This is a genomic window from Pseudomonas sp. BP8, from assembly GCF_017875955.1.
Classification (GTDB): Bacteria; Pseudomonadota; Gammaproteobacteria; order Pseudomonadales; family Pseudomonadaceae; genus Aquipseudomonas.
Map to the genome: position 1 here is coordinate 2,489,323 of NZ_JAGINK010000001.1, position 26,326 is coordinate 2,515,648.

The 26,326-nt window shown below is 63.9% G+C and carries 22 protein-coding genes and 1 pseudogene; 18 read left to right on the top strand and 5 right to left on the bottom strand.

Annotated elements, in window-relative coordinates:
* Positions 1-134 precede the first annotated feature (134 nt).
* The 5 genes from J3B00_RS10810 (at position 135) to J3B00_RS10830 (ending at position 5,118) form a co-directional block, all read left to right on the top strand.
* Positions 135-614, top strand: a complete 480-nt coding sequence (locus J3B00_RS10810; RefSeq protein WP_209867509.1) for a PaaI family thioesterase — start codon at positions 135-137, stop codon at positions 612-614.
* Positions 611-1,069, top strand: coding sequence for a PaaI family thioesterase (locus J3B00_RS10815; RefSeq protein WP_209867510.1), 459 nt, complete (start codon positions 611-613; stop codon positions 1,067-1,069). The genes J3B00_RS10810 and J3B00_RS10815 overlap by 4 nt, the downstream gene beginning before the upstream one ends.
* Positions 1,070-1,164: 95 nt before the next feature.
* Positions 1,165-3,072 (top strand): molecular chaperone HtpG, encoded by a 1,908-nt coding sequence (gene htpG / locus J3B00_RS10820; RefSeq protein WP_209867511.1) that lies wholly within the window; start codon positions 1,165-1,167, stop codon positions 3,070-3,072.
* Between the two features lie 59 nt (positions 3,073-3,131).
* Positions 3,132-3,857, top strand: coding sequence for a dienelactone hydrolase family protein (locus J3B00_RS10825; protein ID WP_209867512.1), 726 nt, complete (start codon positions 3,132-3,134; stop codon positions 3,855-3,857).
* A 256-nt stretch (positions 3,858-4,113) separates the two neighbouring features.
* Complete coding sequence (locus J3B00_RS10830) at positions 4,114-5,118, top strand: amidohydrolase family protein (protein ID WP_209867513.1); 1,005 nt, start codon at positions 4,114-4,116, stop codon at positions 5,116-5,118.
* A gap of 59 nt (positions 5,119-5,177) precedes the next feature.
* Here J3B00_RS10830 and fabB read toward each other — a convergent pair whose 3' ends face one another.
* From fabB to J3B00_RS10855, 5 genes and pseudogenes are all read right to left on the bottom strand, one after another.
* Entirely contained in the window at positions 5,178-6,398 is a 1,221-nt protein-coding gene (gene fabB / locus J3B00_RS10835) for a beta-ketoacyl-ACP synthase I (RefSeq protein WP_209867514.1), read from the bottom strand.
* An 11-nt stretch (positions 6,399-6,409) separates the two neighbouring features.
* The gene (fabA, locus tag J3B00_RS10840; RefSeq protein WP_101318173.1) at positions 6,410-6,925 is read right to left on the bottom strand and encodes a 3-hydroxyacyl-[acyl-carrier-protein] dehydratase FabA; all 516 of its coding nucleotides are present in this window, start codon (positions 6,923-6,925) and stop codon (positions 6,410-6,412) included.
* A 206-nt stretch (positions 6,926-7,131) separates the two neighbouring features.
* Positions 7,132-8,749 (bottom strand): annotated as a pseudogene (locus J3B00_RS10845) (ATP-binding protein).
* The gene (locus J3B00_RS10850; RefSeq protein WP_209867515.1) at positions 8,746-9,636 is read right to left on the bottom strand and encodes an ABC transporter substrate-binding protein; all 891 of its coding nucleotides are present in this window, start codon (positions 9,634-9,636) and stop codon (positions 8,746-8,748) included. Before J3B00_RS10850 ends, J3B00_RS10845 begins: the two are co-directional and overlap by 4 nt.
* On the bottom strand, positions 9,636-11,783 hold the full coding sequence (locus J3B00_RS10855) for a TonB-dependent receptor (protein WP_209867516.1): 2,148 nt from the start codon (positions 11,781-11,783) through the stop codon (positions 9,636-9,638). Before J3B00_RS10855 ends, J3B00_RS10850 begins: the two co-directional genes overlap by 1 nt.
* Positions 11,784-11,919: 136 nt before the next feature.
* On the opposite strand from J3B00_RS10855, the gene J3B00_RS10860 reads away from it, so the two are divergent.
* The 13 genes from J3B00_RS10860 to J3B00_RS10920 all read left to right on the top strand — a co-directional run bounded on the left by J3B00_RS10860 (position 11,920) and on the right by J3B00_RS10920 (position 25,508).
* Positions 11,920-12,945, top strand: coding sequence for an NAD(P)H-dependent glycerol-3-phosphate dehydrogenase (locus J3B00_RS10860; RefSeq protein ID WP_209867517.1), 1,026 nt, complete (start codon positions 11,920-11,922; stop codon positions 12,943-12,945).
* Positions 12,946-12,959: 14 nt separating this feature from the next.
* Entirely contained in the window at positions 12,960-13,307 is a 348-nt protein-coding gene (locus J3B00_RS10865; protein ID WP_209867518.1) for a DUF4389 domain-containing protein, read from the top strand.
* Positions 13,304-13,762, top strand: coding sequence for a phosphohistidine phosphatase SixA (gene sixA, locus J3B00_RS10870; RefSeq protein ID WP_209867519.1), 459 nt, complete (start codon positions 13,304-13,306; stop codon positions 13,760-13,762). Before J3B00_RS10865 ends, sixA begins: the two co-directional genes overlap by 4 nt.
* Before the next feature lie 127 nt (positions 13,763-13,889).
* Positions 13,890-14,678: an alpha/beta hydrolase gene (locus J3B00_RS10875; RefSeq protein ID WP_209867520.1), complete on the top strand. Its 789-nt coding sequence runs from the start codon at positions 13,890-13,892 to the stop codon at positions 14,676-14,678.
* The gene (locus J3B00_RS10880; RefSeq protein ID WP_209867521.1) at positions 14,675-15,529 is read left to right on the top strand and encodes an alpha/beta hydrolase; all 855 of its coding nucleotides are present in this window, start codon (positions 14,675-14,677) and stop codon (positions 15,527-15,529) included. Before J3B00_RS10875 ends, J3B00_RS10880 begins: the two co-directional genes overlap by 4 nt.
* A gap of 109 nt (positions 15,530-15,638) precedes the next feature.
* Complete coding sequence (locus tag J3B00_RS10885) at positions 15,639-16,421, top strand: DUF4892 domain-containing protein (protein WP_209867522.1); 783 nt, start codon at positions 15,639-15,641, stop codon at positions 16,419-16,421.
* Positions 16,422-16,433: 12 nt separating this feature from the next.
* On the top strand, positions 16,434-17,486 hold the full coding sequence (locus J3B00_RS10890; protein ID WP_209867523.1) for an AI-2E family transporter: 1,053 nt from the start codon (positions 16,434-16,436) through the stop codon (positions 17,484-17,486).
* A 187-nt stretch (positions 17,487-17,673) separates the two neighbouring features.
* On the top strand, positions 17,674-17,763 hold the full coding sequence (gene kdpF, locus J3B00_RS10895) for a K(+)-transporting ATPase subunit F (protein WP_209867524.1): 90 nt from the start codon (positions 17,674-17,676) through the stop codon (positions 17,761-17,763).
* A 9-nt stretch (positions 17,764-17,772) separates the two neighbouring features.
* On the top strand, positions 17,773-19,467 hold the full coding sequence (gene kdpA, locus J3B00_RS10900) for a potassium-transporting ATPase subunit KdpA (RefSeq protein ID WP_209867525.1): 1,695 nt from the start codon (positions 17,773-17,775) through the stop codon (positions 19,465-19,467).
* A gap of 10 nt (positions 19,468-19,477) precedes the next feature.
* Complete coding sequence (gene kdpB / locus J3B00_RS10905) at positions 19,478-21,532, top strand: potassium-transporting ATPase subunit KdpB (protein WP_209867526.1); 2,055 nt, start codon at positions 19,478-19,480, stop codon at positions 21,530-21,532.
* 11 nt (positions 21,533-21,543) lie between these two features.
* Complete coding sequence (gene kdpC / locus J3B00_RS10910) at positions 21,544-22,092, top strand: potassium-transporting ATPase subunit KdpC (RefSeq protein ID WP_209867527.1); 549 nt, start codon at positions 21,544-21,546, stop codon at positions 22,090-22,092.
* A gap of 66 nt (positions 22,093-22,158) precedes the next feature.
* Positions 22,159-24,813, top strand: coding sequence for a sensor histidine kinase KdpD (locus J3B00_RS10915; protein ID WP_209867528.1), 2,655 nt, complete (start codon positions 22,159-22,161; stop codon positions 24,811-24,813).
* A complete protein-coding gene (locus J3B00_RS10920) occupies positions 24,810-25,508 on the top strand; it encodes a response regulator (protein ID WP_209867529.1) in 699 nt (232 codons plus the stop codon). Before J3B00_RS10915 ends, J3B00_RS10920 begins: the two co-directional genes overlap by 4 nt.
* Positions 25,509-26,326: the final 818 nt, after the last annotated feature.

Below are 26,326 nucleotides of genomic sequence, written 5' to 3' on the forward strand. Positions count from 1 at the left end.
TTGGTGGAATAACTTACTTGTTCCTTCGAGCTCAAGTAAGCGGGATAAGTTCCGTGCAGATTACAGATATATAACTACGTGTTCTACATGGACTTTTTTACAGCTTTGTGCAGTTGCGGCGGAGGGAGGCTGGAATGACCGATACCCATTTGATGGCCATGGCCGAGCGCTTTCTCTCGGCGCTCAGGCACTGTCAGTTATTACACATGCGCGTTCATCAGGGTGATGCCGATGGCATGACCCTGGTGTTGCCCTGGTCGCCGCTGATCGTCGGCAATCCGCAGACCGGCGCCATTCATGGCGGTGCCCTGACCACGCTGATGGATACCACCTGCGGCATGGCCACATTGTGCGCGTTGCCTCAGTTCGAAGTGTGTCCGACCCTCGATCTGCGCATTGACTACATGCACCCGGCTGAGCCCGGCAAGGATATCTATGGGCACGCCCAGTGCTACCGGGTGACGCGGGACGTGATCTTCACCCGTGGTCTGGCCTACCAGGACGATCCCCATCAGCCGATCTGCCACGTGGTTGGCACCTTCATGCGCCTCGGCCAGGAGGCCAAGGGTGGCATTCGCTTTGGTAGCCGCTTGAACAAGGAGCAGGGCAGATGATCCCCGACGATGTTCGCCAGCGTCTCAATCAAGCGCATGCGCTGGGTGACTACACGCCGCTGCTGTCATTGATTCCCTATGCCGGCTTGATCGGCATCGTCTGCGAGCGTCAGGGCGATGACCTGCTGTTTCGTCTGCCGGCAAGCCCGGACAATGTCGGCAATCCGTTGCTGCCTGCAATCCATGGTGGGGTCATCGCCGGTTTCATGGAGCTCTCGGCTGCCTTGTACCTGCTGATCTACAGCGAAAGCGCGAGCATTCCGAAAATCATCGATTTTTCCATTGACTACCTGCGCGCCGGTCACCTGCGCGACACCTATGCGCAGTGCCAGTTGTGGCGTCAGGGCCGGCGCATCACCAATGTAGCCATCACCGCCTGGCAAGCTGATCGGGATGCGCCGATCGCCACCGCACGGGCTCATTTCAAGATCGAACCGGAAAAGCCCTTGAAATAGTCAGCCATGCCCCCATCTGCTTGTCATCCCGCCGTAAAAGCTGGCCAATCTGGCCGCCGGGCGACCACTGCAATCAGATCGGAGTTTTGAAGACCATGAGTGTGGAGACACAAAAAGAAACCCTGGGCTTCCAGACCGAGGTAAAGCAACTGCTGCACCTCATGATCCACTCGCTGTACTCGAACAAGGAAATCTTCCTGCGCGAGCTCATTTCCAATGCCTCCGACGCCGCCGACAAGCTGCGCTTCGAGGCCTTGGCCAAACCTGAGCTGCTCGAAGGCGACGCTGATCTGAAGATCCGCGTCAGCTTCGACAAGGATGCCGGCACCGTGACCCTTGAGGACAACGGCATCGGCATGAGCCGCGAGGACGTCATCGCTCACCTGGGGACCATCGCCAAGTCCGGCACTGCCGACTTCATGAAGAACCTCAGCGGTGACCAGAAAAAAGACTCGCACCTGATCGGCCAGTTCGGCGTGGGCTTCTACTCGGCCTTCATCGTTGCCGACAAAGTCGATGTGTTCAGCCGTCGCGCCGGCCAGCCGGCCGCCGAAGGCGTGCACTGGTCGTCCAAAGGCGAGGGCGACTTTGAAGTTGCCACCGTTGAAAAACCACAGCGTGGCACCCGCATCGTCCTGCACCTGAAGAAGGGTGAAGAAGAGTTCGCCGATGGCTGGCGTCTGCGCAACGTGGTCAAGAAGTATTCCGACCATATCGCCCTGCCGATCGAGCTGCCTAAAGAGCAGGCCGAGGCGGCCGAAGGCGAAGAAAAACCAGCGCAGGAATGGGAAACCGTCAACCGCGCCAGCGCGCTCTGGACCCGTCCGCGTACCGAGGTCAAGGACGAAGAGTACCAGGAGTTCTACAAGCACATCGGTCACGACTTCGAGAACCCGCTGGCCTGGAGCCACAACAAGGTCGAAGGCAAGCTCGAGTACAACTCGCTGCTGTACGTTCCGGCCCGCGCGCCGTTCGATCTGTACCAGCGCGAAGCGCCACGCGGTCTGAAGCTGTACGTGCAGCGCGTGTTCATCATGGACCAGGCTGAGTCGTTCCTGCCGCTGTACCTGCGCTTCATCAAGGGCGTGGTCGACTCCAACGACCTGTCGCTGAACGTCTCGCGCGAGATCCTGCAGAAGGATCCGATCATCGACTCGATGAAGACGGCGCTGACCAAGCGCGTGCTGGACATGCTCGAGAAGCTGGCGAAGAACGAGCCTGAGCAGTACAAGGGCTTCTGGAAGAACTTCGGCCAGGTACTCAAGGAAGGCCCGGCCGAGGACTTCGCCAACAAGGAGAAGATCGCCGGCCTCCTGCGCTTCGCCTCGACTCATGATGACAGCGGCGAGCAGAGCGTTTCCCTGGCTGACTACCTGGCGCGCGCCAAGGAAGGCCAAGACAAGATCTACTACCTCACCGGCGAAACCTACGCGCAGGTCAAGAACAGCCCGCACCTGGAAGTCTTCCGCAAGAAAGGCATCGAAGTGCTGCTGCTGACCGACCGTATCGATGAGTGGCTGATGAGCTACCTCAGCGACTTCGACGGCAAAAGCTTTGTCGACGTCGCTCGCGGTGACCTGGACCTGGGCAAACTGGATTCGGAAGAAGACAAGAAGGCCCAGGAAGAAGTCGCCAAGGACAAGGAAGGCCTGGTCGAGCGTCTCAAGACCGCGCTGGGCGATAGCGTCGCCGAAGTGCGCGTCTCGCACCGCCTGACCGACTCGCCGGCCATCCTTGCCATTGGTGAGCAGGACCTGGGCCTGCAGATGCGCCAGATCCTCGAAGCCAGCGGGCAGAAGGTGCCGGACTCGAAGCCGATCTTCGAATTCAATCCGGCTCACCCGCTGATCGAGAAGCTCGATCACGAGCAGAGCGAAGACCGCTTCGCCGAGCTGTCGCACATCCTGTTCGACCAGGCCGCGTTGGCCGCGGGCGACAGCCTGAAGGACCCGGCGGCTTACGTTCGTCGCTTGAACAAGCTGCTGGTCGAGCTATCTGCTTGAGTTAGCTGCTAGGAAAGCCCGCTTCGGCGGGCTTTTTTCATGGTGCAAGGAGGAGTTTGATGAGCAAGGTAATCGTCGAGTCGCTGGTCTATCACCTGTCCGGCAAGACCTATGAAAGCCGCCTGGTGTATGAGCCAGGGGCATTGGGGCGGCCGGGCCTGGTCATGGCGCCGAACTGGATGGGGGTCGGTGAAGGCGCCGAGCGCATCGCCCGCGAAGTTGCCGAGCAGGGTTACGTGGTCCTGGTGGCTGACCTGTATGGGCAGTCGGTGCGCCCGTCCAATGCGGACGAGGCCGGAGCGGCAATGATGCCGCTGAAGAACGATCGCGCTGAGCTGCGCAAGCGCATGAAAGAGGCGCTGGACCAGTTGTTGGGGCAGTCCAAGGCGCTGCTGACGCCGGGCAAGGTGGCGACCTTCGGTTTCTGTTTCGGCGGTTGCTGTGCGTTGGAGCTGGCCCGTACCGGAGCCGACCTGAAAGCGGCGGTGTCGTTCCATGGCACCCTGGATACGCCGAATGTTGAAGACGCCAAGCGCATTCAAGGTTCGGTGCTGGTGTTGCATGGTGCGTCCGATCCGTTGGTGCCGCGTGAGCAGTTGCCAGCGTTCGAGGAGGAGATGAACGCGGCCAAGGTTGACTGGCAACTGCTCAGCTATGGCGGGGCGGTGCATTCGTTTACCGATCCGGCGGCCAATGTGCCGGGCAAGATGCAGTACGACCGCAAGACCTCGGAGCGGGCGTTCAAGGCCATGCATAACCTGCTGAGTGAAGTGTTCAAGGGTTGAGATTGCTGGGGCTGCTGCGCAGCCCATTCGCGACACAAGGCCGCTCCCGCAACGTCGACCGCGTTGTGCCAGTCGCACACTGTGGGAGCGGCCTTGTGTCGCGAATGGGTCGCGCAGCGGCCCCACTAGCGCGGCAATTCGATCCGTTCGCTTTCCCGCGACGCACCCCTCAACAGCTAGCGGGTTGTCTGTCACCGCTGAACCGCTGACAGCGTGCATGGGTCTACCCTGTTCGAATCAGGATAAGGATGCGCTCATGATTGCCAGAGCACTGGCGGGTGTGCTGATCGCGGGCTTGCTGTGCCCTGCTGCCCAGGCGCGCGAGTACCGCTACAGCGATGCCCATCTGCACTATGTCGACTTCTTCCAGGAAACCGAAGGCATGCCGGCCTTGCTCAAGGCTATGGATCAGGCAGGTATCGACCAGTCGATGATTTCCGGGGTGTCGGTGGCCAAGAAGTGGCACGAGGACGAACCCAAGCGGCCGCGCTACTACGCGGGCGATGACGCCGACGCATACTGGTACAGCGCCACCGATATCTACGTGGCGGCGGCGCTGGAGAAGCTGCCAGCGGAGCAGCGCAAGCGCTTTCATCCGTTTCTCACCGGCTTCAATCCGGTGGACAAGAATGCCCTGAGCCATATCGAGCGCATGCTCGAACTGTATCCCGGCATGTGGCAAGGCATTGGCGAGGTGTTTACCCGTCACGATGACCTGACTGCGCTGACCAGTGGCGACACGCCGCGGGCCAACAACGAGGCGATGACGCGTATCTACCACTTGGCGGCCGAGCGCGACCTGCCGGTGCTGATCCACTCCAATATCACCTCCAAGCGCGAGCGTAATCCGCTGTACCTGGCTGAAATCGAAGAGCCGCTGCGCAACCATCCGCATACCCGCTTCATCTGGGCGCATGCGGGGGCGAGCAAGGAGATTCATCGGCACCAGACGCAGATGGATTTTCTCCTGCCGGTGCTGGCGCGCATGCTCAAGGATTACCCCAATCTGTACATCGACCTCTCATGGAGTGTACTTGAGCCGTACCTGCTCGATGAGGCGGGTAAGCCGAGGAAGGCTTGGGTCGAATTGGTCGAGCGCTACCCTGAGCGGTTCATGTTGGGATCGGATGTGGTGGGGCGGTTTGGCACCCTGGGGAAGGAGATGCGTGGCTTTGATCCATTCCTGGACGCGTTGCCAGAGGCTGTGGCGCGCAAGGTCGCGCGGGACAACTTCCTGGCGGTGTTGCCCAAGGGGCATTGAGAGGGTGGAAACAAAAACGCCCCGAACCAGTCGGGGCGTTTCAGTTCAGCAGTCAGGCCTTACTTGCCTTCCCAGCGCTTGAGCACCAGGGTAGCGTTGGTGCCGCCGAAGCCGAAGCTGTTGCTCATGACGGTATCGATCTTGGCGTTCTCGATGGTCTCGCGCTGGATCGGCAGGTCAGCGACCTCAGGATCCAGCTCATCGATGTTGGCCGAACCTGCGATGAAGTTGTTTTCCATCATCAGCAGGCAGTAGATCGCCTCGTGCACGCCCGCGGCGCCCAGCGAGTGACCGGAGAGGCTCTTGGTCGAACTGATCTTCGGTGCCTTGTCGCCAAACACTGCACGCACACCTTTCATTTCCGCGACATCGCCGACCGGAGTCGAGGTGCCGTGGGTGTTCAGGTAGTCGATTGGTGTGTCGACGGTCGACAGTGCCTGCTGCATGCAGCGGATAGCGCCTTCGCCGCTCGGTGCGACCATGTCGTAGCCGTCGGATGTGGCGCCATAGCCGACGATCTCGGCGTAGATCTTGGCGCCACGGGCCAGGGCGTGCTCCAGCTCTTCGACCACGACCATGCCGCCGCCGCCAGCAATGACGAAGCCGTCACGGTCGGCGTCATAGGCACGCGAGGCCTGCTCAGGGGTTTCGTTGCGCTTGGTGGACAGCGCGCCCATGGCGTCGAACAGGAACGACTGGCTCCAGTGCTCTTCTTCACCGCCGCCGGCAAAGACGATGTCCTGCTTGCCCCACTGGATCTGCTCCAGTGCGGTACCGATGCAGTGTGCACTGGTGGCGCAGGCCGAGGAGATCGAGTAGTTGATGCCCTTGATCTTGAACGGCGTTGCCAGGCACGCAGACACGGTGCTACCCATGGTACGGGTTACACGGTATGGGCCGACGCGCTTGACGCCTTTCTCGCGCAGGGTATCCAGCGCTTCCATCTGGTTCAGGGTCGATGCGCCGCCGGAGCCTGCTACCAGGCCGGTGCGCGGGTTGGAAACCTGTTCTTCAGTCAGCCCCGAGTCCTTGATCGCGTCCTGCATTGCCAGGTAGGCGTAGGCGGCGGCGTGACCGACGAAACGGAAGACCTTGCGGTCGATCAGTTCTTCGAGGTTCAGGTCGATGGAACCGGAAACCTGGCTACGCAGCCCCATTTCCTTGTATTCCGGGTTGTAACGAATGCCCGGAAGGCTTTTGCGCAGGCTTTCGGTGACGGTCTCTTTGTCATTGCCCAGGCACGATACGATGCCCAGACCAGTGATAACGACGCGGCGCATGCGAATAACCCTTAGAAATTGTCAGTGGAGGTGAACACGCCGACCCGCAGGGCTTCGGCGGTGTAGATCTCGCGGCCGTCGACGCTGACCGAACCATCGGCGATGGCCATGTTCAGCTTGCCCTTCAGGACGCGCTTGATATGAATGTTGTAGGTGACTTTCTTGGCCGTAGGCAACACCTGGCCGAAGAATTTCACTTCGCCCGAACCCAGGGCGCGACCGCGACCCGGCAGACCTTGCCAGCCGAGGAAGAAGCCGACCAGTTGCCACATGGCGTCAAGGCCCAGGCAGCCCGGCATCACCGGATCACCTTCGAAGTGGCAGGCGAAGAACCACAGGTCCGGAGTGATATCCAGCTCGGCGACCAATTCACCTTTGCCGAACTTACCGCCTTCTTCGCTGATATGCGTGATGCGATCGACCATCAACATGTTCGGGGCGGGCAGTTGCGCGTTACCTGGGCCGAACAGCTCACCGCGACTGCAGCGCAGCAGGTCTTCCCGAGTAAAGGCGTTTTGTTTGGTCATGCGAGCTCCTCAATAATCCCCATGCGGCAGGGGATGAATCTTCCCGGCCATCCCAGAGCACTATCAGCTCAGGGCGGCAGCCTACAGGTAGACTATTGCGTTGTGGTGAAAGTCACAGCGCACCTGGTAAATGAAGTACAGGTGTTCACTGAAACCGGTATTTTCAGGCCCAGCGAGGTTCCTGTCTAGTCTAAGACTGCCGCACTTTAGCATTTATCGCCAGTCGCGGCTGTCTGCACGGGTGGCCAGCGCTGCAACAACCGCTGCAGATCGCTGCATTTCAACGGCTTGCTCAGGGCGCGCTCGCTGTCAAGGCGGTGCCTGTTGCGCCGGTGGCAGGCTGACCAGGGTCAGGGGCATTTCCAGGGTAAAGGTCGAACCGAGGCCCTCGCGGCTTTCAGCGTGCAGCTGGCCGCCCATGCGCTCGGCCAGGGTGCGGGCGATCGCCAGGCCCAGGCCGGTGCCACCATAACGCCGGGAAATCGAACTGTCGGCCTGCTGGAAGGCGACAAACATCATTTCCAGGCGCGCCTTGTCGATGCCGATGCCGGTATCGCGCACCGCACAGGTGAACCTGATCTGCTGGTGGTCGACTACCTGCCAGCGGGGTTCGACCTCGACCTGGCCGTGTTCGGTGAACTTCAAGGCGTTGCCAATCAGGTTGAGCAAGATCTGCCGGATCCGCGTCGGATCGCCCGCGACCTGCAGTTGCTCAAGGCCGGCGGCTGCCTTCAGGCGCAGGTCCAGCCCGCGTTGCTGGGCGCTGTGCTGGAACGACTGGACGCTGCTGCTGATCAGCTCGCCGAGGTTGAAGTCGATCTGCTCGAGTTCCAGCTGGGTGCGCTCGATCCGTGAGAAGTCGAGGATGTCGTTGATGACTTTGAGCAGGTGACCGGTGGACTCGCCGGCCACCGAGGTGTATTCGGCCTGTTCGCCGGTCAGCGGGGTGGTTTCGAGCAACTGCAGCATTCCCAGCACACCGTTCATCGGCGTGCGCAGCTCGTGGCTCATCATCGCCAGGAAGTCCGACTTGGCGCGGTTGGCCTGTTCGGCTTCCTCACGAGCCTGGATCAATTGTGCGATCGCCTGCTGCTGCTTCTGGCTGGCCTGTTCGAGTGCGCTAGCCAGGTTGTTGATGTGCCGCGCAAGGTGCCCCAGCTCACTGTCGTCGACCACCGGCACCGGCACGTTGAACTCACCCTGCTGGATAGCTTTGACGGCATGGCCCATGTCGCTGATCGGCTTGGCCAGGTTCATCGCCAGGCGGCGCGCAAGCAGGAAGGTGAACAGCAGGGCGAACAGGGCGAGGATACCGGCCTTGATGACGATTTCCTGCTGCCGCTGACTGAACGCGTCATCGGACATACCGACGATGACCCGGCCAAGATAGTCGTCGCCTATGCGCGGCATCGGCGCCGCGCCTTGTTGCAGGAAGTCGCTGTCCAGACGGATCTGCTGCAGGCGAATCGGTGCCTGGAACACCTCCACCCGTTGCGCCCGGTTGGCGCTCTCGTCGGACTGCTCGACGTAGACCAGGATGTGATTACGGCTGTCCTGCACCTCGAGAAAGCGCACGTGAGGGATGCTCAGGGTGGCGCGCATCAGGCTTTCCAGCACTTCGTTATTGCCGGAAATCACCCCGTACTCCGAGGCCGGCGCCAGCTGGTTGGCAATCAGTTGACCGGTGTGGTTGAGTTCCTGACGCAGGTCCTGGATACGTACGAAGGTAAAGAAACTGATCAGCAGCAGGGTCAGCAACAACGCTGGACCGAGGCTGATGATCTGCGTGCGGGTGTGAATGTCCCAGCTCAGGCGTTTGCTCATGGGGTGGGCTCTCCTTCAGCCAGGGCCAGGGCGGCGGCCTTCGGATCGATGCGTCCAAGGCCCAGCGCGCGGGCGACCTGCTGGTTGCCGCTGACACCGTAATGCGTCGGATACAGGCTGCGCGGCCAACGCGCAGGAGGCTGGTCGAGCAGCGCGTCGAGCACCGCCAGCCAGTCATCCTGGTCGCTGTAGGTGCTGGCCAGGGCGCCGGCGCGGACGAAACCGGCATTCGGCCCGATCAAGGCCATCTGCCGGCCATAGCTGCTCAGCAGGACATTCTTGGCGGTCTTGGAGTTGTACAGGTCGGGGTCGTCGATCCCCAGCAACACGTCGCTGTTGCCCAGCAGGTGTTGCAGCGGTCGGCTGTCTCGCAGGTCCGGCCAGTCCTGGGCGATGATTTCCAGGTCTAGCGCGCGCGCCGCCTGGCGCAGCTCATCCAGCAGGAAACGGCTCTGTTCGCCATACAGCACACCCACCCGGCGCGCCTGTGGCAGGAGCAGGCGGGTCAGGCGCAGTTGGCGAGCCAGCGGCGGGTCGCTCCAGAGCAGGCTCAAGTAGGCTGGGCGCGACTTTCCCAAGCGTTGCTCGGCCTGCACTCGGCTGACCCGCATGGCCAGTGCCGGTGGCCCGGCGGACTCGCTCAAACGCCATTCCAGTGCGGCGCTGTCGAGCAACACCAGGCGGGTGTCGCCTTTCAGCTGGCTGGGGCGGGGCAGGCTGGATACCGTCTGGAAGCGGACCTGATCGTGGCTGCGCCGGTCCTGCATGGCTTCGACGAAGCTGCCAATGGCGGGCTGTGCGTCAGCGCCTACCAGGAGCACTTCGCTGGCCGACAGCGAGCCCAAGGGCCACAGGCAGAACAGCAGCAGGCGCAGCACAAGCGCCATCAGAACTCCAACTCCGCGCTGACGCTCAGGCGGTGGCGGCTGTCATAGCGGTTCTGCGTCAGGGTGATCGGGTCGTCGTCAAGACGCTGTTGCCAGAGCGCGGCCAGCTCCAGGTTGCTGCCCTGAATGCGCAGGCGCTTGGCCAGCCGCAGGTCGACACGCTGGTAACGATAGCCATTGAGCGCGTCGTCGCCGTAGTAGAACAGCGCGCTCGACCAACCTTTGCCCCAGTCGCGCAACCAGCCTGCCGAGCCGCTGTTGCGCGCCGTATTGCGGCTGTCGTTGGCGTTGCTGGCCCAGGCATCGACGTAGGCGTAGCTCAGGCGCAGGCGGTCGCGCAGGGTAGGGCGCCAGTCCAGTTGCGCTTCGCTGCCACTGAAGCGCGCCCGGTTGCTGTTGCTGGCAATGTATTGGTTGTTGCGCAACGGCTCACTGATCATCCCGGTGATCTCGTCATAGAACAGCTTCACATCCAGGTCCAGGTCGATATCGCTGAAGCTGCCGTTGTAGCCAAGTTCGCGCGAGCGCATCCGCTCCTGCTCGAGATCGCCCGGGCCACGGGTCTTGACGAAGTATTCGCCGCTGCCCAGGCCGGGTTGGTAGGGCGATAGATTGTTGACGGTATAGCTCCAGTTGACGTTGTTCTCGAACATGTCGGGCGAGCGTACCGCCTCAGAGTACACCGCGCGCAGGCCATGACGCGGGGTGATCAGGTAATTGACCGCCACCCGCGGGGTCAGTGAACTGCCCGACAGTTGACTGTCTTCGAACATTGCCCCGCCCTGCACGATCCAGTGCTCGTCGGCGCGCCACTCGAGCTGGCCGAACAGACGCCAGGTCTGGTCATCCAGGGTGCCGTTGAAATACGTCTGCGAGTCGGCCTTGTCATAACGGAAATTGGCCCCGGTGAGCAAACGCAGGTTGTCGCTCAGGCTCAGGGTGTCCTGGATTTCGAGGTCATAACGGGTCTCTCGGGTGCTCTGGTCGACATCGCCGCAGACCACCTGGCGGCCGCCCTGGTTATCCCACTGGTTCTTTACCTGGTCGCGCAGGCCTTGCAAGGCCGGATTGCTGTTGCCGGGTGGGTTGGTGATATTGCGCGCCACCTGTTCGGCATAGTTGGAGTCCAGTTGCCACAGGCGGGTCAGTTCCGGGCTGAACGACAGCGCCGCGTCGCAGGCGCGCCACACTTGCTGGCGGTCGAAGTGCTGGGCCGAGCCCTGCACATACAGGTTGTGTTCCGCGTTGAAGTCGATGCTCCAGCGCACCGAGCCCGCGTAATCCTTGGCATTGACGTCGGCGTCGTTGCCTGTCTGGGTCACAAAGGGGAACACCGGCTGATAGGTGTAGGGGCGCTGGTTGCTGCCTTCCTTGGCCGCCAGTTGCCACTCCAGCGTCTGGTTGCTGGCAAGCATGTGACTGGCACTGATGTTGATGCGGTTGAGGCGGCGGCTGTCGCGGTAGTCGTTGCCGTACTGGTCCTGGTCGAAACCGTCGTCCTGCTGGCCAGACAGCGAAAGGCGCAGGTCGCCGCCTTCCCAGCCAACGCCCTGACTGGCATAGAAGTCGTTGATGCCATCTGCGCCGCGGGTCAGCTTGAGCCGCGTGCCATGGCTGTCGGCGGGGCTGCGAGTAAGGATATTGACCACGGCCATCAGCGCGTTGGCGCCATAGCTGACGGTGTTGGGGCCGCGGAACACTTCGATCCGCTCGATATCCTCAAGGGCCACCGGAATATCGCTCCAGTCCACCGTGGCCAAGCCCGCGCGGTACACCGAACGACCATCGATCAACACCTGCATGCGCCGCGCTTCGCTGACGTTGCTGCCGTGATAGTTGACCGTCGGCTGGTTGCCGGCGCCATAGCCGATCATCATCCCCGGGACCAGCCGCAGCAGCTCAGGGATATCACGGGCACCACTGGCCCGGATCAGTTCGCTGTCGAGCACCGTCATGCTGCCAGGGACTGCCGCCGGCGATTGTTTCAGGCGCGTCGCGGTCAGAACCTGAGGCAGGTTCTGGTTGTCGATAAACAGATCGTCAGCCACAGCCGGCCCGCCCAGCAGGGCAGTCAGCAACAGCAGGCGAGGGGCGCGGGGCGTGCCAGAGAACACAGTACTGCCTTGAATCAGTGGCGAAACAGGCATGTTAACCGACCCGGAGGGTTTTTCCAGCGACCTGCTCAGACTTCACGGCTTGAAACGGCCTGCCACTGGTTCTGTCGCACGCGCTCCGTATAATGCGACGGTCGCCACTTACTTTTTTGGCTTTAACGGACTGGATATGACTCAACAGCAACCTGTTGCCGTTCTCGGAGGCGGCAGCTTTGGCACCGCCGTGGCAAACCTGCTTGCCGAGAACGGCAACCCGGTACGCCAATGGATGCGCGATCCGGATCAGGCCGAGGCGATGCGCGTCAACCGCGAAAACCCGCGCTACCTCAAAGGCATCCGCCTGCAGGACGCTGTCGAGCCGGTCACCGACCTGCTGGCAACCCTGCAGGAGGCAGAACTGATCTTTGTCGCGCTGCCCTCCAGTGCACTGCGCAGCGTACTCGCGCCGCATGCCGAGCTGCTGCGCGGCAAGGGTCTGGTAAGCCTGACCAAGGGCATCGAGGCGCAAAGCTTCAAGCTGATGAGCCAGATACTCGAAGAAATCGCCCCTGAGGCGCGTATCGGCGTGCTGTCGGGGCCGAATCTGGCCCGCGAGATCGCCGAACACGCGCTGACGGCCACCGTGGTCGCCAGCGAGCACGAGGCGTTGTGCCAGCGAGTGCAGCAGGTTCTGCATGGTCGCACGTTCCGCGTCTACGCCAGTGCCGACCGTTTTGGTGTCGAGCTGGGTGGTGCGCTGAAGAACGTCTACGCGATCATTGCCGGCATGGCCGTGGCGCTGGGCATGGGCGAAAACACCAAGAGCATGCTGATTACCCGCGCGCTGGCCGAGATGACCCGCTTTGCGGTCAGTCTTGGGGCCAACCCGATGACCTTCCTCGGCCTGGCCGGGGTGGGCGACCTGATCGTGACCTGCTCTTCCCCGAAAAGCCGTAACTACCAGGTCGGCCATGCCTTGGGTCAAGGCCTCACGCTGGAGGAGGCGGTCAACCGCCTGGGCGAAGTGGCCGAGGGCGTGAATACCCTCAAGGTGCTCAAGGCCAAGGCGCAGGAGGCGCAGGTGTACATGCCGCTGGTCGCCGGCCTGCATGCCATCCTGTTCGAGGGGCGCACCCTCAACCAGGTGATCGAACATCTGATGCGCGCCGAGCCCAAGACCGACGTCGACTTCATTTCCACCAGCGATTTCAACTGATCAAGGAGCGAGACATGAACGATACTCCAGAGCGCGCCCAGCGCGAGTCGATCATCCTGCGGGTGCTGTGGATGCTGGTGTTTCTGGTGGTCTGGCAACTGGCCGAGCTGCTCCTCGCCGGCCTGGTGCTGGTCCAGCTGATCTATCGCCTGATCTATGGCGCTCCCAGCGCCAGCCTGATGAACTTCGGTGACAGCCTGAGCCAGTACCTGGCGCAGATCGGTCGTTTCGGTACCTTCCACAGCGACAACAAGCCATGGCCCTTCTCTGACTGGCCGACCCCGCGCGCGCCTGAAGGCGAGCCGGCGCATGCTGTGGCACCCGCGCCGCATCCGGTGCGTGACGAGGAGCCCAAGCTGTGAAGCTGTGGGTGCTGCGCCACGGCGAAGCCGAGCAGCGCGCCAACACCGACGCCGAGCGCCGCCTGACCGCGCATGGTCGCGAACAGGTGCTGCACAGCGCCGCGCGGCTGCTTGACCAGCCGTTGCAGGCCATTGTTGCCAGCCCGTACGTACGGGCCCAGCAAACGGCGGCGCTGGTGCACGGTGCGCTGGGGTTTGCCGAGCCCGTGCGCACCGTGCCGTGGCTTACGCCTGACAGCGATGTGCGCCAGGCGATCGCCGAGATCGAGCGACTGGGCCTGGAGCATGTCCTGCTGGTCAGCCATCAGCCCTTGGTTGGCGCTCTGGTCAGCGTGCTTGAGCACGGCCATGTGCAACAGCCTGCGCCCATGAGCACCGCCAGCCTCGCTGAGCTGGAAGGGGAGTGGCCGCTGGCCGGCCTGATGACCTTGCGCAGCCTCAGCCACCCTGACTGACCCAGGTCAACTGGCATCTTGATGCCAGTTGACCTGATCGCCCTTGGCGATGACCTATCCAGACGTTGCCGCCGCCGCCCAGCTTGTCGACAATGGGCCATCATTCCCGCGTGCAGAGCAGCCGGCCATGTCGCAGCAGATCTTCTTCGCCCATGCCAATGGCTTCCCCTCGGCCACCTACGGCAAGCTGTTCGCCGCATTGGCGCCGGACTATCAGGTCCAGCACCTGGTGCAGCATGCCCACGATCCGCGCTTTCCGGTGGATGATAACTGGCAGAACCTGGTTGATGAGCTGCTCCATCACCTGGCGCAGCAGCCGGCGCCGGTCTGGGGTGTTGGCCACTCTCTGGGCGGCGTTCTGCACCTGCATGCGGCGCTGCGTTGCCCGCAGTACTACCGCGGTGTGGTCATGCTCGACTCGCCAGTGCTGACCCGCGCCGATCAGTGGCTGATCCGCACGGCCAAGCGCTTTGGCTTTATCGATCGCATCACGCCTGCCGGGCGCACCCTTGGCCGGCGGGCATCATTTGCCGATCTGGACAGCGCCAGAGGGTATTTTGCCGGCAAGACGCTGTTCCGCCATTTCGATCCGGACTGTCTCGAAGCCTATCTGCAACATGGTCTGGAAGTCGCCGAAGGGGGCCTGCGGCTGCGCTTTGACCCTGCCACCGAGATCAGCATCTACCGCAACATCCCGCATGCCAGCCCAGCGCCGGCGCGCCAGTTGCAAGTGCCGCTGGCGATGGTGCGTGGCGACCGTAGCCGAGTCATTCGTCGCCACCATGCGCTGGCTGTGCGCGGCATGCCCAAGGGTGAATACCACAGCGTGGCGGGTGGGCACATGTTCCCGCTCGAGCGTCCAGACGACACCGCCAGCTTGATCAAGGGCCTGTTTGATCGCTGGAGCCAGGCATGAGTGCGCAGGTTGAAGAGGTGCGCCTGAACCTCGGCCACATCGAGTTGGCGGCCCACCTGTTCGGCCCCGCTGACGGCGTGCCGGTGATCGCCCTGCATGGCTGGCTGGACAACGCCAACAGCTTCGCCCGGCTGGCGCCGCGCTTGAAAGGGTTGCGCATCGTTGCCCTTGACCTTGCCGGCCACGGCTATTCGGAACATCGCCCGGCGGGCGCTGGCTACGCCTTGGCCGACTATGCCCATGACGTGCTGCGGGTGGCCGAGCAGTTGGGCTGGCAGCGCTTTGCTCTACTGGGGCATTCGTTAGGGGCGATCATCTCGGTGCAGTTGGCTGGGGCGTTGCCCGATCGGGTCAGTCATGTGCTGCTGATCGACGGGGTCATTCCACCGACCGGGGTGGAGCAGGACGCCGCCGAGCGTCTGGGCATGGCGTTGCACGCCCAGCTGCGTTTGGACGGCAAGCGCAAGACGGTCTACGCAAGCGTAGAGGAGGGCGTCGAGGCGCGCATGAAGGGTATGGTCGCGGTCAGCCGTGAAGCCGCTGAGTTGCTCGCCCAGCGCGGCCTGATGCCAGTACCGGGCGGATACAGCTGGCGCAGCGACAGCCGCCTGACGCTGCCTTCGCCGGTGCGCATCAGCGAAGCCCAGGCCATGGCGTTCGTCCGTCGCCTGACGTGTCCGGCGTGCCTGGTGGTCGCGGCTGACGGCATGCTTGCGCGGCACACAGTGCTGCTGGAGCAGCTACCCTTTGAGCAGGTGACATTGCCAGGCGGCCATCATCTGCACTTGAATGACGAGCACGGTGCAACCCTTGTCGCAGACTGTATCAATCGCTTCTTCGGGTTTTCTTGACTTGCACCGGACAAGTGTCGAGGCTTGGCGGGTTGAACAGGGAGACAACCATGTACATGCCAGACCTCCATTACCCCTTCACCGGCGCCGTGTGCGGCATGGGTGGCCGATGAGCATTCGATTCATCATCGCTGGCTGCCTGGGGCTCGCCAGCCCGTTGCTGCTGGCCGGCACCCTGCCGGTGCCGCTGGACGCCAAGGTGGTCGCCGAGCGCACCCTGGAAGACCAGGAACGCATCTACCCCATGGGCTCGCTACGCAAGATCAGTGGCAGCCTGCGCCTCGAAGGCAAGGTCGAGGGTCGCGGCCAGGTGCGCTCTGTCACCTATGAGCTGCCCGCCGAGCGCACCGCCCGCGAAGCCTTTACCGCTGCCCGTGAAGCGCTGCAGCAAGACGGTGGCTATCCGCTGTTCTGGTGCGAGAAGCGCGATTGCGGCGAGGCCAGTCTGTGGGCCAATGAGGTCTTCAAGAATGCCCGACTCAATGGTGGCGACGAGCAGCAGGCGTTTATCCTCCTGCGTCGCTCGGCTGAGGAGACCGATACCTTGGTCGCGCTATACAGCGTCACAGCCGGCAACAGGCGCGCCTACCTGCATGTCGAGGAGTTCGTCGCCGAGAGCCCACTGGGTGAACTGCTGCCTACCTCGGCCACGGTGATGCGCGAGCTGCGCGATACCGGCAAGCTGGACTACCCCGATCTCGCCGCTCCGCAGCCCGCCTGGGTGACACTGTTGGGGCGCAGTCTCAACCTCGACAGCACTCTGCGTCTGAGCTTGAGCGGCGCACAGGCCGAAGCCTGGCGCGAGCAACTGGTCAAGGCTGGTGTGCGCAGTTCGCGGTTGGAAGTGGGCACGGCAGCGACAGAGGGTTTTCATCTGGAACTGATCCGCTAAGTGAGCGCGCCCATGGCCAACAATGACCGCCTTCTTGTGCAGATTCTGCTGCTGGCGCTGCTCGGCGCTGGCTTGTGGGTGATGGCGCCGTTTATTTCCGCGCTGCTCTGGGGCGCCATCCTGGCGTTTGCCAGTTGGCCACTGATGCGCTTGCTCACGCGCGTGCTGGGTGGCCGTGAGACCATGGCGGCAGCGTTGTTGACCATTGTCTGGATCCTGGTGGTCGCCTTGCCGTTGGTGTGGCTTGGGTTCAACCTGGCGGACCATATCCGTGATGCCACCGCCTTCATTCGTGACATTCAAGTCGACGGCCTGCCCGATGCGCCGTCCTGGCTAGGGAGTGTCCCCTTGGTAGGTGAGCGCCTGGTGGCCTGGTGGGATTCGGTCGATCAGCAGGGCGCGGCATTGCTGGCCTCGGTCAAGCCGTACCTGGGCCAGGTGGGTAACTGGCTGCTCGCGCGCAGCGCGCAGATCGGCGGCGGTATTCTCGAACTGACCTTGAGCCTGGTGTTCGTGTTCTTCTTCTATCGCGACGGCCCGCGCCTGGCGGCGTTTGTCCTGCGCCTGCTGCAGCGTTTGATCGGCGAGCGCGCCGAGTATTACCTGGAGCTGGTGGCCGGCACCGTGCAACGGGTGGTCAACGGTGTGATCGGTACTGCCGCAGCGCAGGGTTTGCTGGCGATGATCGGTTTCCTGATCGCCGGCGTGCCTGGCGCGATCGTGCTCGGTCTGGTCACTTTCATGCTTAGCCTGATCCCCATGGGGCCACCGCTGGCATGGATCCCGGCCACTGCCTGGTTGGTGTGGCAGGGCGAGTATGGCATGGCGGTGTTCCTCGGCGTCTGGGGTACGTTTGTCATCAGCGGCGTGGACAACGTGCTCAAGCCCTACCTGATCAGCCGCGGCGGCAACCTGCCGTTGGTGATCGTGCTGTTGGGGGTATTTGGCGGGTTGATCGCCTTTGGCTTCATCGGCCTGTTCATCGGCCCAACCTTGCTGGCGGTGGCGTACAGCCTGCTGCTGGACTGGAGCCGCAGCGCCGCGCAGCCACCGGTGCCGCGCTAAGGCAGCCCGCTCCCACCAGGTTTTGCCAAATCAGTGAGCTAGTGTGAGCGCCGTTCCAGGCGCCTCAATCCTGTGATCTTTACGCATTCTTTATTCCCCAGCCCACCCCTCGATCTCGCCCCTTTACGCCCCTTACTCTGACAATTCCCCAAACGCGGCCACCGCCGCACACCGGGGAGATTGGCTCATGTACATGCTCGATGGGTTGGCACTGCTGCTGGCAGTGGCGTTGGCGGTTTACCTGCTGGTGGCGCTGCTGCGCGCCGATCGCAGCTAGGGAGCGGCCATGCACAGTTACGACATCGCCTTACTCCTGGCATTCTTTGCCATTGTCCTGCTGCCGGCACCCTGGCTCGGGAGGTTCTACTACAAGGTCATGGAAGGCCAGCGCACCTGGCTGTCGCCCATCCTCGGCCCGCTGGAGCGCGGCTGCTATCGCCTGGCCGGTGTGCGCGCAGAGCAGGAGCACAACTGGCGCCAGTACGCCCTGGCCCTACTCACGTTCAATCTGGCGGGCTTCATTCTGTTGTTCGCGGTCCTGCTGTTGCAGGGCTACCTGCCGCTGAACCCGCAACACCTGTCGGGGCAGGAGTGGTCGCTGGCGCTCAATACCGCAGTCAGCTTCGTCACCAATACCAACTGGCAGGCCTACAGCGGCGAAGCCTCGGTCAGCTACCTGAGCCAGATGCTCGGCCTGACCGTGCAGAACTTCGTCAGCGCCGCCACCGGCTTGGCGGTATTGGTCGCCCTGTGCCGTGGCATCGCCCGGCGCTCGGCGAGCACCCTGGGCAACTTCTGGGTCGACCTGACCCGCGCCACCCTCTACGGCCTGTTGCCGCTGTGCCTGCTGCTGGCGCTGTTGCTGGTCTGGCAGGGCGTGCCGCAGACCTTTGCCGACTATGCCCACGCGTTGACCTTGCAAGGCGGCGACCAGACCATCCCCTTGGGCCCGGCTGCGAGCCAGATTGCCATCAAGCAGCTTGGCACCAATGGCGGTGGCTTCTTCGGGGTCAATTCGGCGCATCCGTTCGAGAACCCCACGGCCTGGAGCAACCTGTTTGAGGTGGCGTCGATCATTCTCATCCCTGTTGCCTTGGTGTTCACCTTCGGCCACTACGTCAAGGACCTGCGCCAGAGCCGGGCGATCCTCGCCTGCATGCTGGCGCTGTTTATGATTGGCGGGGCTACTGCGCTATGGTCCGAGCACCAGCTCAACCCGGCCTTGAGCAACGCTCAGGTGCAGCAGTCGCCACCCTTGGAGGGCAAGGAGAGCCGCTTCGGCACCACCGGCTCGGTGTTGTGGACAGTGACCACCACGGCCGCTTCCAACGGCTCGGTCAACGCCATGCACGACAGCCTCAACCCGCTTACCGGCATGGTCGCAATGGCCAACATGATGGTCGGCGAGGTGATCTTCGGCGGCGTCGGCGCCGGGCTCTACGGCATGCTTCTGTTCGTGCTGATAGCCGTTTTTCTGGCCGGGCTGATGATCGGCCGCACGCCGGAGTACCTCGGCAAGAAACTGCAGGCCCGCGAGGTGCAACTGCTGGTAGCAACCTTGCTGGTGATGCCGGTCGGCGTGCTGATCCTCGGCGCCATCGCCGCCAGCCTGCCCGGCCCCGCAGGGGCGGTGAGCAATCCCGGCGCGCACGGTTTCAGCCAGTTGCTCTACGCCTACACCTCGGCCACCGCCAACAACGGTTCGGCGTTTGCCGGCTTTGGTGCCAACACGGTGTTCCACAACGTGATGATCGCGCTGGCCATGCTAATCGGCCGCTTCGGCTACATCCTGCCGGTGCTGGCCCTGGCCGGCGGCCTGGCGGCGAAGAACAGCGCGCCGCAGGGGCAGAACAGCTTCCCCACGCATGGGCCGCTGTTCACCAGCCTGCTGCTGATGACCATCCTGCTGGTGGGCGGCCTGACCTTCCTGCCGAGCCTGGCCCTGGGGCCGATTGCCGAACAGCTGAGCCTGGGTTTCTGAGGAATCAACCATGAACATGCCCATTCCTGAAGTGAAAACGCACCGCGCCAGCGTCGACCGGACCCGCTTCGCTGCGCTCTGGCGGCCGGCGCTGGTGCAGGCCTTCGTCAAGCTCGACCCGCGCCAACTGCGGCGCGCGCCGGTGATGCTGGTAGTCGAGCTGACCGCTGTGCTGACCACCGTGCTGTGCTTCGCGCCCGACAGTGGCGTGAGTACCGGCGTGGCGGTACAGATCGCCCTGTGGCTGTGGTTTACCGTGCTGTTCGCCAACTTTGCCGAAGCGCTCGCCGAAGGGCGCGGCAAGGCCCGCGCCGACAGCCTCAAGGCCGGCAGCCAGGGGCTCACCGCCGAGCGCCGCACGGCGGATGGCAGCTTTGAGCGAGTGGCCGCCACCGAGTTGCGCAAGGACGACGTGGTCAGGGTGGTCGCCGGCGAGATGATCCCCGGCGACGGCGAGGTGCTCGAAGGCATCGCGGCGGTCAACGAGGCGGCCATCACCGGCGAATCGGCGCCGGTGATCCGCGAGTCCGGCGGCGACCGCTCGGCGGTCACCGGCAACACCCGGCTGGTCTCAGACTGGCTGCTGATCCGCATCACCAGCAACCCCGGCGAGTCGACCCTGGACCGCATGATCGCCCTGGTCGAAGGCGCCAAGCGACAGAAGACGCCTAACGAAATTGCCCTCGACATCCTCCTGATCGGCCTCACCCTGATCTTTCTGATCGTGGTGGTGACCTTGCAGCCATTTGCCCATTTCGCCGGTGGCAGCCTGCCGTTGATCTTCCTCGCGGCGTTGCTGGTCACGCTGATCCCGACCACCATCGGCGGCCTGCTCTCGGCCATTGGCATCGCCGGCATGGATCGCCTGGTGCGCCTCAACGTGATCGCCCGTTCCGGCCGCGCGGTGGAGGCCGCCGGCGATGTGCACACGCTGCTGCTCGACAAGACCGGCACCATCACCTTTGGCAACCGCCGCTGCAGCGCCCTGCATGCCGCACCCGGCGTCACCGCCAAGGAGCTGGGCGAGGGCGCCTTGCTCGCCTCGCTGGCCGACGATACCGCCGAGGGCAAGTCGATCGTCGAGTACCTGCGCCAGCTGCACGACTTCATCGAACCGGCGGCCGATCAACTTCAGCCAGTCGCCTTCAGTGCCGAGACGCGCCTGTCGGGTGTCGACTTCCAGCAACGGCGCTACCGCAAGGGGGCCGTCGATGCGCTGCTCGGCTTTGTCGGCCTGCAGCGCCTGGAGATGCCCGTGCCGCTGGCCAAGGAAGTCGAGCGCATCGCCCAGAGCGGCGGCACGCCGTTGCTGGTCTGCGTCGACCGGCGCCTGCTGGGTGTGATCCACCTCAAGGACGTGGTCAAACCAGGCATCCGCGAGCGCTTCGCCGAGTTGCGCAAGCTCGGCATCCGCACCGTGATGGTCACCGGCGACAACCCGCTGACCGCTGCAGCGATTGCCGCCGAGGCGGGGGTCGACGACGTGCTGGCCGAAGCCACCCCGGAGAAGAAGCTCGCGCGCATTCGCCAGGAGCAGAACGACGGGCGCCTGGTGGCGATGTGCGGTGACGGTGCCAACGACGCGCCGGCACTGGCCCAGGCCGACGTCGGCGTGGCCATGAACGATGGCACCCAGGCTGCGCGCGAGGCGGCCAACATGGTCGACCTCGACAGCGACCCGACCAAGCTGCTCGACGTGGTTCAGGTCGGCAAGGAGCTGCTGGTCACCCGCGGCGCGCTGACCACCTTCTCGATCGCCAACGACGTGGCCAAGTACTTCGCCATCCTCCCAGCGTTGTTCGCCGCCATCTACCCGCAGCTGAGCGTGCTCAACCTGATGCAACTGGCTAGCCCGCAGAGCGCCATCCTCTCGGCGATCGTCTTCAACGCGCTGATCATCATCGTGCTGATCCCGCTGGCGCTGCGCGGTGTGCGCGTGCAGGCGGCGAGTGCCGCGCATCTGCTGCGACGCAACCTGCTGATCTATGGGGTCGGGGGGATTCTTGTGCCGTTCGTCGGGATCAAGCTGATCGATCTGCTGCTCAACACCCTGCACCTGGTTTGAAGGAGATGCACATGACCACTTACCTACGCCCGGCGCTGAGCCTGGCCCTGTTGATGACCCTGCTGACCGGGGCGGTGTATCCGCTGGTGGTGACCGGCATCGCCCAGCTTGCCTTCCCTGAGCAGGCCAACGGCAGCCTGGTGCGGGATGAGCAGGGGCGGGTGCGCGGTTCCCGTCTTATTGCCCAGGAAAGTAACGGCGATGCCTGGTTCCATCCCCGGCCCTCGGCGGTGGCCTACGCCACGGTCGCCAGTGGTGCAAGCAACCTCGCACCGAGCAATCCGGCCTTGGCCGAGCGGATCACGGCCGATGCCGCTGCGCTGTACCGGGCTGATCAGGGGCCGGTGCCGCAAGCGCTGCTGACCACCTCTGGCAGCGGGTTGGACCCGCACTTGCCGCCAGGGGCTGTGGCGTATCAGATCCCGCGTGTGGCAGCGGCCCGTCAGATACCGGTTGGGCGCTTGCAAGCCTTACTTGAAGAGGTCACCCTCCATCCATTGATCGGCCCGCCTGTGGTCAACGTTCTAGCGCTGAACCAAGCCTTGGGGAGGTTGCAGTAGTGAAACAGGGGCCTGCGAAGCAGGCCCACAGGTTGCCCGGTCACCGCACAAATTGAAGGATGAAACATGAGTGACTCCGCCCGCGCCGACGCGCTGTTGGCGGGCCTGCCGCGCGAAGGCCGCGGCAGGCTCAAGGTATTTCTCGGTGCCGCGCCTGGCGTAGGCAAGACCTACGCCATGCTCCAGGCCGCCCACGCCCAGCAACGCCAAGGCGTGCAGGTACTGGCCGGGGTGGTCGAGACCCACGGTCGCGCCGAGACCGAAGCCTTGCTCGGCGGCTTGCTCCAGCAACCCTTGCTGCGCAGTGAATACCGTGGTGTGACCCTCGAGGAGCTGGACCTCGACGGCCTGCTCAAGGCCGCGCCCGCCTTGGTCCTGGTCGACGAACTGGCGCACAGCAACGCCCCCGACAGTCGCCATGCCAAGCGCTGGCAGGACGTTCAGGAGCTGTTGGCGGCGGGCATCGACGTCTATACCACGGTCAACGTCCAGCACCTGGAAAGCCTCAACGACAAGGTTCGCGACATCACCGGCGTGCAGGTGCGCGAGACCTTGCCGGACTGGGTCCTGCAGGAAGCTTTCGAACTGGTCCTGATCGACCTGCCGCCGCGCGAGCTGCTCGAGCGCCTGCGCGAGGGCAAGGTCTACGTGCCGGAGCAGGCCCGGGCGGCCATCGACGCGTTCTTCTCGCAGACCAACCTCAGCGCCTTGCGCGAACTGGCCATGCACACCGCTGCCGCTCAAGTGGATGCCGACCTGGCCCACGGCTACCGCCAGCGCGGCCAGGAAGCGCCCGCCTTGCGCGGGCGGCTACTGGTCGGCGTCGATGGTGATGAGCAGGCCGAACGCTTGGTGCGACACGCCAGCCGGGTGGCCCAGCGTCGTCATCTGCCGTGGAGTCTGGTCCATGTCGACAACGGCAAACTGCGCGACCAGACTGCGCGCCAGCGTTTGCAGGCCGCGCAACAACTGGCCGAGCGGCTCGGCGGGGAAGTGGTCCTGCTGCGTGCTGGCGAAGTCGCACGTACCCTGATCCAGCATGCCGCCGAACGCCGCGCCAGCCTGGTGCTGGTCGGTCAGTCGCGCGAGCGCCTGCGCCGGCGTCTGTTCGGTGCCGGCGTGGCGGCGCGACTGCTGCGCGAAAGCCATGGGCTGGAGATCAACGTGCTTGATCGTGACGCCCAGCCTGCCTCTGCGCGCACCGTGACCAGGCGCGTTTGGGTCTGGCGCCATTATCTGTTGGCGTTGTTCGCCACGGCGCTGGCGGCGGGGCTGGCCTGGGCGGTGTCGAGCATGCTGGCGCTGCCGAATATCTCCTTGGTGTTTCTTGCCGCGGTGCTGTTGGTCGCCGTACGCAGCAGTCTCGGCCCGGCACTGGCCTGCGCGGCGTTGTCATTCCTGAGTTACGACTTTCTGTTCATCCCGCCCAACTTCTCCTTCAGCATCCAGCGTGAAGAGGACGTCCTGACTCTGGTGTTCTTCCTGCTCATGGCCGCGCTCACCGGTAACCTTGCCGCGCGCCAGCGTCGTCAGTTGCAGGCGCTGCGTGAGACGCAGGCGCAGACCAGCCAGGTGCTCGACCTGTCACGCCGGCTGACCGTTGCGACTGACCGCCAAGCCGTGCTCAGCGCCGCCAGCCAGCATCTGCAGGGTTGGCCTGACGTGCACGCGTGCCTGCTCGAGCGTGGCACTGAGGGACTGCTGCAAGTGGCCAGCGGTCAGGCACCAGCGTTTACCGACAATGAGCGCGCCGCCGCCGACTGGGCCTGGCAGCACGGCCAGGCCGCCGGTCACGGCAGCGATACCTTGCCCCATGGCCGCTGGTGGTGGTTGCCGTTGGCGGTCGACGACCAGCCGCTGGCGCTACTCGGCGTGCGCCCGCGTGCCGGCGAGACCTTGAGTGCCGAGCGCCGCCAGTTGCTGACGGCGCTCGGCCAACCGCTGGCCCAGGCCCTGGCCCGGGCGCGGCTGGCCGAGCAACTGGAAGCGGCGCGCCTGCACGGTGAGACCGAGCAATTGCGCAGCGCCTTGCTGGCTTCGGTCTCGCACGACCTGCGGACCCCGCTGACCGCCATGCGTGGCAGCATCGACAGCCTGCTCGCCCTCGGCGACGCGATTCCCCCGGACGATCGCCGCGAACTGCTGGAGGGCACCCGCAACGAGGCCGAGCGGCTCGACCGCTACATCCAGAACCTGCTCGACATGACCCGCCTCGGCCATGGCGGGCTGAAACTCGCCCGCGACTGGGTCGCCCCGGCGGACATCGTCGGCAGTGCCCTCAATCGTCTGCGCGTGGTGCTGGCGCCGTTGCGCGTGAGTACCGAGGTACCGGCCGAGCTGCCGCTGCTGTTCGTGCATGCGGCGCTGATCGAACAGGCGCTGGTCAACGTGCTGGAAAACGCCGCGCGCTTTTCGCCGAACAACGGCCGCCTGGCGTTGCAGCTGCAGGTGCGCGACGAGCAGCTGTGCTTCGCCGTCAGCGACCAGGGCCCCGGCATTCCCGTGGCGGAGCGCGAGAAGATCTTCGACATGTTCTACACCGCCGCCCGCGGCGACCGTGGCGGCCAGGGCACCGGCCTGGGTTTGGCGATCTGCCAGGGCATGATCGGCGCCCATGGCGGCAGTATCCTGGTCGGTGATGGCATCGATGGCCAGGGCACGTGCATCACTTTATGCTTGCCGCTGCCCCCTCAACCCGAAACCGAAAGCGACGCCTCATGAGCCAAGCCGCCACCCTGCTGGTCATCGATGACGAGCCACAGATTCGCAAATTCTTGCGTATCAGCCTTGTGTCCCAGGGATACAAAGTGATCGAAGCTGCCACCGGAGGCGAAGGCCTGGCCCAGGCGGCGCTGGCCAAGCCTGACCTGGTGGTGCTCGACCTCGGCCTGCCGGACATGGACGGCCAGCAGGTGCTGCGCGAACTGCGTGAATGGAGCACGGTGCCGGTGATGGTGCTGTCGGTGCGCGCCAGCGAGCTGCAGAAGGTCGATGCACTCGATGGTGGGGCCAACGACTATGTGACCAAACCGTTTGGCATTCAGGAGTTTCTGGCCCGGGTCCGCGCCTTGCTGCGCCAGGCGCCACAGGCCGAAGCCGGGCAGGCGACTGCCCGTTTCGGGCCGTTGCGGGTGGATTTTGCCTTTCGCAAGGTGACGCTGGACGACGTTGAGGTGGCGCTGACGCGCAAGGAGTATGCCTTGCTGGCGCAGTTGGCTGCGCATCCGGGGCGAGTGATAACCCAGCAGCAGCTGCTCAAGGATATCTGGGGGCCGACCCACGTCGACGATACCCACTACCTGCGCATCGTCGTTGCGCATGTGCGGCAAAAGTTGGGGGATGACCCGACCGCGCCGCGGTTTATCTTGACTGAGCCTGGCGTCGGGTATCGGTTGCTGGCGCCAGACAACAACTAGGGGGGGATGGGGCTTTTAGGGTGGGGGCTTATCTATTTGATGGGGTGGTGCTGCTGGCCCCTTCCTCCCTCACGGCGGGTCACTTTTTTTCTTGGAAAAAAGTAACCAAAAACCGCTTGCTCCTGCATCCGTCCCCTACGCTGCGCTGCGGGGTTCCCTCGCTCCAGTCTTGCTCCGGGAGGACCGCGCTGTACGGCCCATCCTGGGCCTCAGCGCTTTTCGGCCATCCATGGCCTCCACCTCCCTGCGCAAGACCTCCACTCGGCCTCCTGAAGTCGCTGGTAGATCAAGAGCCAGATCAAGAGCAACAGCCAAGGCAACGGCTGGCGAATCGCTGCGCTCTCGCTTTGTTTGTTTACCAGCGGAATTGTGGCGTGGCTGGGCAGGGCTGCGCCCTGCGCTTTGCATTGGCAGTACCGGCCTCTTCGCGGGACAAGCCCGCTCCTACAGGGGTTGCGCCGAATTCAAAATTTGCGCAATACCTGTAGGAGCGGGCTTGCCCCGCGAAGAGGCCCGAATATCCACCACCCATGGCACTACCAAAAACAACGCCAGCCCAGACGCCGCCCGTAACTTCGCGACTTCAGGAGGCCGAGTGGAGGTCTTGCGCAGGGAGGTGGAGGCCATGGATGGCCGGAAAGCGCTGAGGCCCAGGATGGGCCGTACAGCGCGGTCCTCCCGGAGCAAGACCGGAGCGAGGGGACCCGTAGCGCAGCGAAGGGCCGGATGCAGGAGCAAGCGGTTTTTGGTTACTTTTTTCCAAGAAAAAAAGTGACCCGCCGTAAGGGCGGAAGGGGCCAGAAAAGTCACCCCATCAA

Coding starts and splice junctions, on each gene's coding strand:
- J3B00_RS10880 (WP_209867521.1), top strand. CDS start 14,675: ATGAGTGCGCAGGTTGAAGAGGTGCGCCTGAACCTCGGCCACATCGAG.
- J3B00_RS10890 (WP_209867523.1), top strand. CDS start 16,434: ATGGCCAACAATGACCGCCTTCTTGTGCAGATTCTGCTGCTGGCGCTG.
- J3B00_RS10825 (WP_209867512.1), top strand. CDS start 3,132: ATGAGCAAGGTAATCGTCGAGTCGCTGGTCTATCACCTGTCCGGCAAG.
- J3B00_RS10920 (WP_209867529.1), top strand. CDS start 24,810: ATGAGCCAAGCCGCCACCCTGCTGGTCATCGATGACGAGCCACAGATT.
- J3B00_RS10865 (WP_209867518.1), top strand. CDS start 12,960: ATGAACGATACTCCAGAGCGCGCCCAGCGCGAGTCGATCATCCTGCGG.
- J3B00_RS10885 (WP_209867522.1), top strand. CDS start 15,639: ATGAGCATTCGATTCATCATCGCTGGCTGCCTGGGGCTCGCCAGCCCG.
- htpG (WP_209867511.1), top strand. CDS start 1,165: ATGAGTGTGGAGACACAAAAAGAAACCCTGGGCTTCCAGACCGAGGTA.
- kdpA (WP_209867525.1), top strand. CDS start 17,773: ATGCACAGTTACGACATCGCCTTACTCCTGGCATTCTTTGCCATTGTC.
- J3B00_RS10810 (WP_209867509.1), top strand. CDS start 135: ATGACCGATACCCATTTGATGGCCATGGCCGAGCGCTTTCTCTCGGCG.
- J3B00_RS10830 (WP_209867513.1), top strand. CDS start 4,114: ATGATTGCCAGAGCACTGGCGGGTGTGCTGATCGCGGGCTTGCTGTGC.
- kdpC (WP_209867527.1), top strand. CDS start 21,544: ATGACCACTTACCTACGCCCGGCGCTGAGCCTGGCCCTGTTGATGACC.
- fabA (WP_101318173.1), bottom strand. CDS start 6,925: ATGACCAAACAAAACGCCTTTACTCGGGAAGACCTGCTGCGCTGCAGT.
- fabB (WP_209867514.1), bottom strand. CDS start 6,398: ATGCGCCGCGTCGTTATCACTGGTCTGGGCATCGTATCGTGCCTGGGC.
- J3B00_RS10815 (WP_209867510.1), top strand. CDS start 611: ATGATCCCCGACGATGTTCGCCAGCGTCTCAATCAAGCGCATGCGCTG.
- J3B00_RS10875 (WP_209867520.1), top strand. CDS start 13,890: ATGTCGCAGCAGATCTTCTTCGCCCATGCCAATGGCTTCCCCTCGGCC.
- J3B00_RS10860 (WP_209867517.1), top strand. CDS start 11,920: ATGACTCAACAGCAACCTGTTGCCGTTCTCGGAGGCGGCAGCTTTGGC.
- kdpB (WP_209867526.1), top strand. CDS start 19,478: ATGAACATGCCCATTCCTGAAGTGAAAACGCACCGCGCCAGCGTCGAC.
- J3B00_RS10855 (WP_209867516.1), bottom strand. CDS start 11,783: ATGCCTGTTTCGCCACTGATTCAAGGCAGTACTGTGTTCTCTGGCACG.
- J3B00_RS10850 (WP_209867515.1), bottom strand. CDS start 9,636: ATGGCGCTTGTGCTGCGCCTGCTGCTGTTCTGCCTGTGGCCCTTGGGC.
- J3B00_RS10915 (WP_209867528.1), top strand. CDS start 22,159: ATGAGTGACTCCGCCCGCGCCGACGCGCTGTTGGCGGGCCTGCCGCGC.
- kdpF (WP_209867524.1), top strand. CDS start 17,674: ATGTACATGCTCGATGGGTTGGCACTGCTGCTGGCAGTGGCGTTGGCG.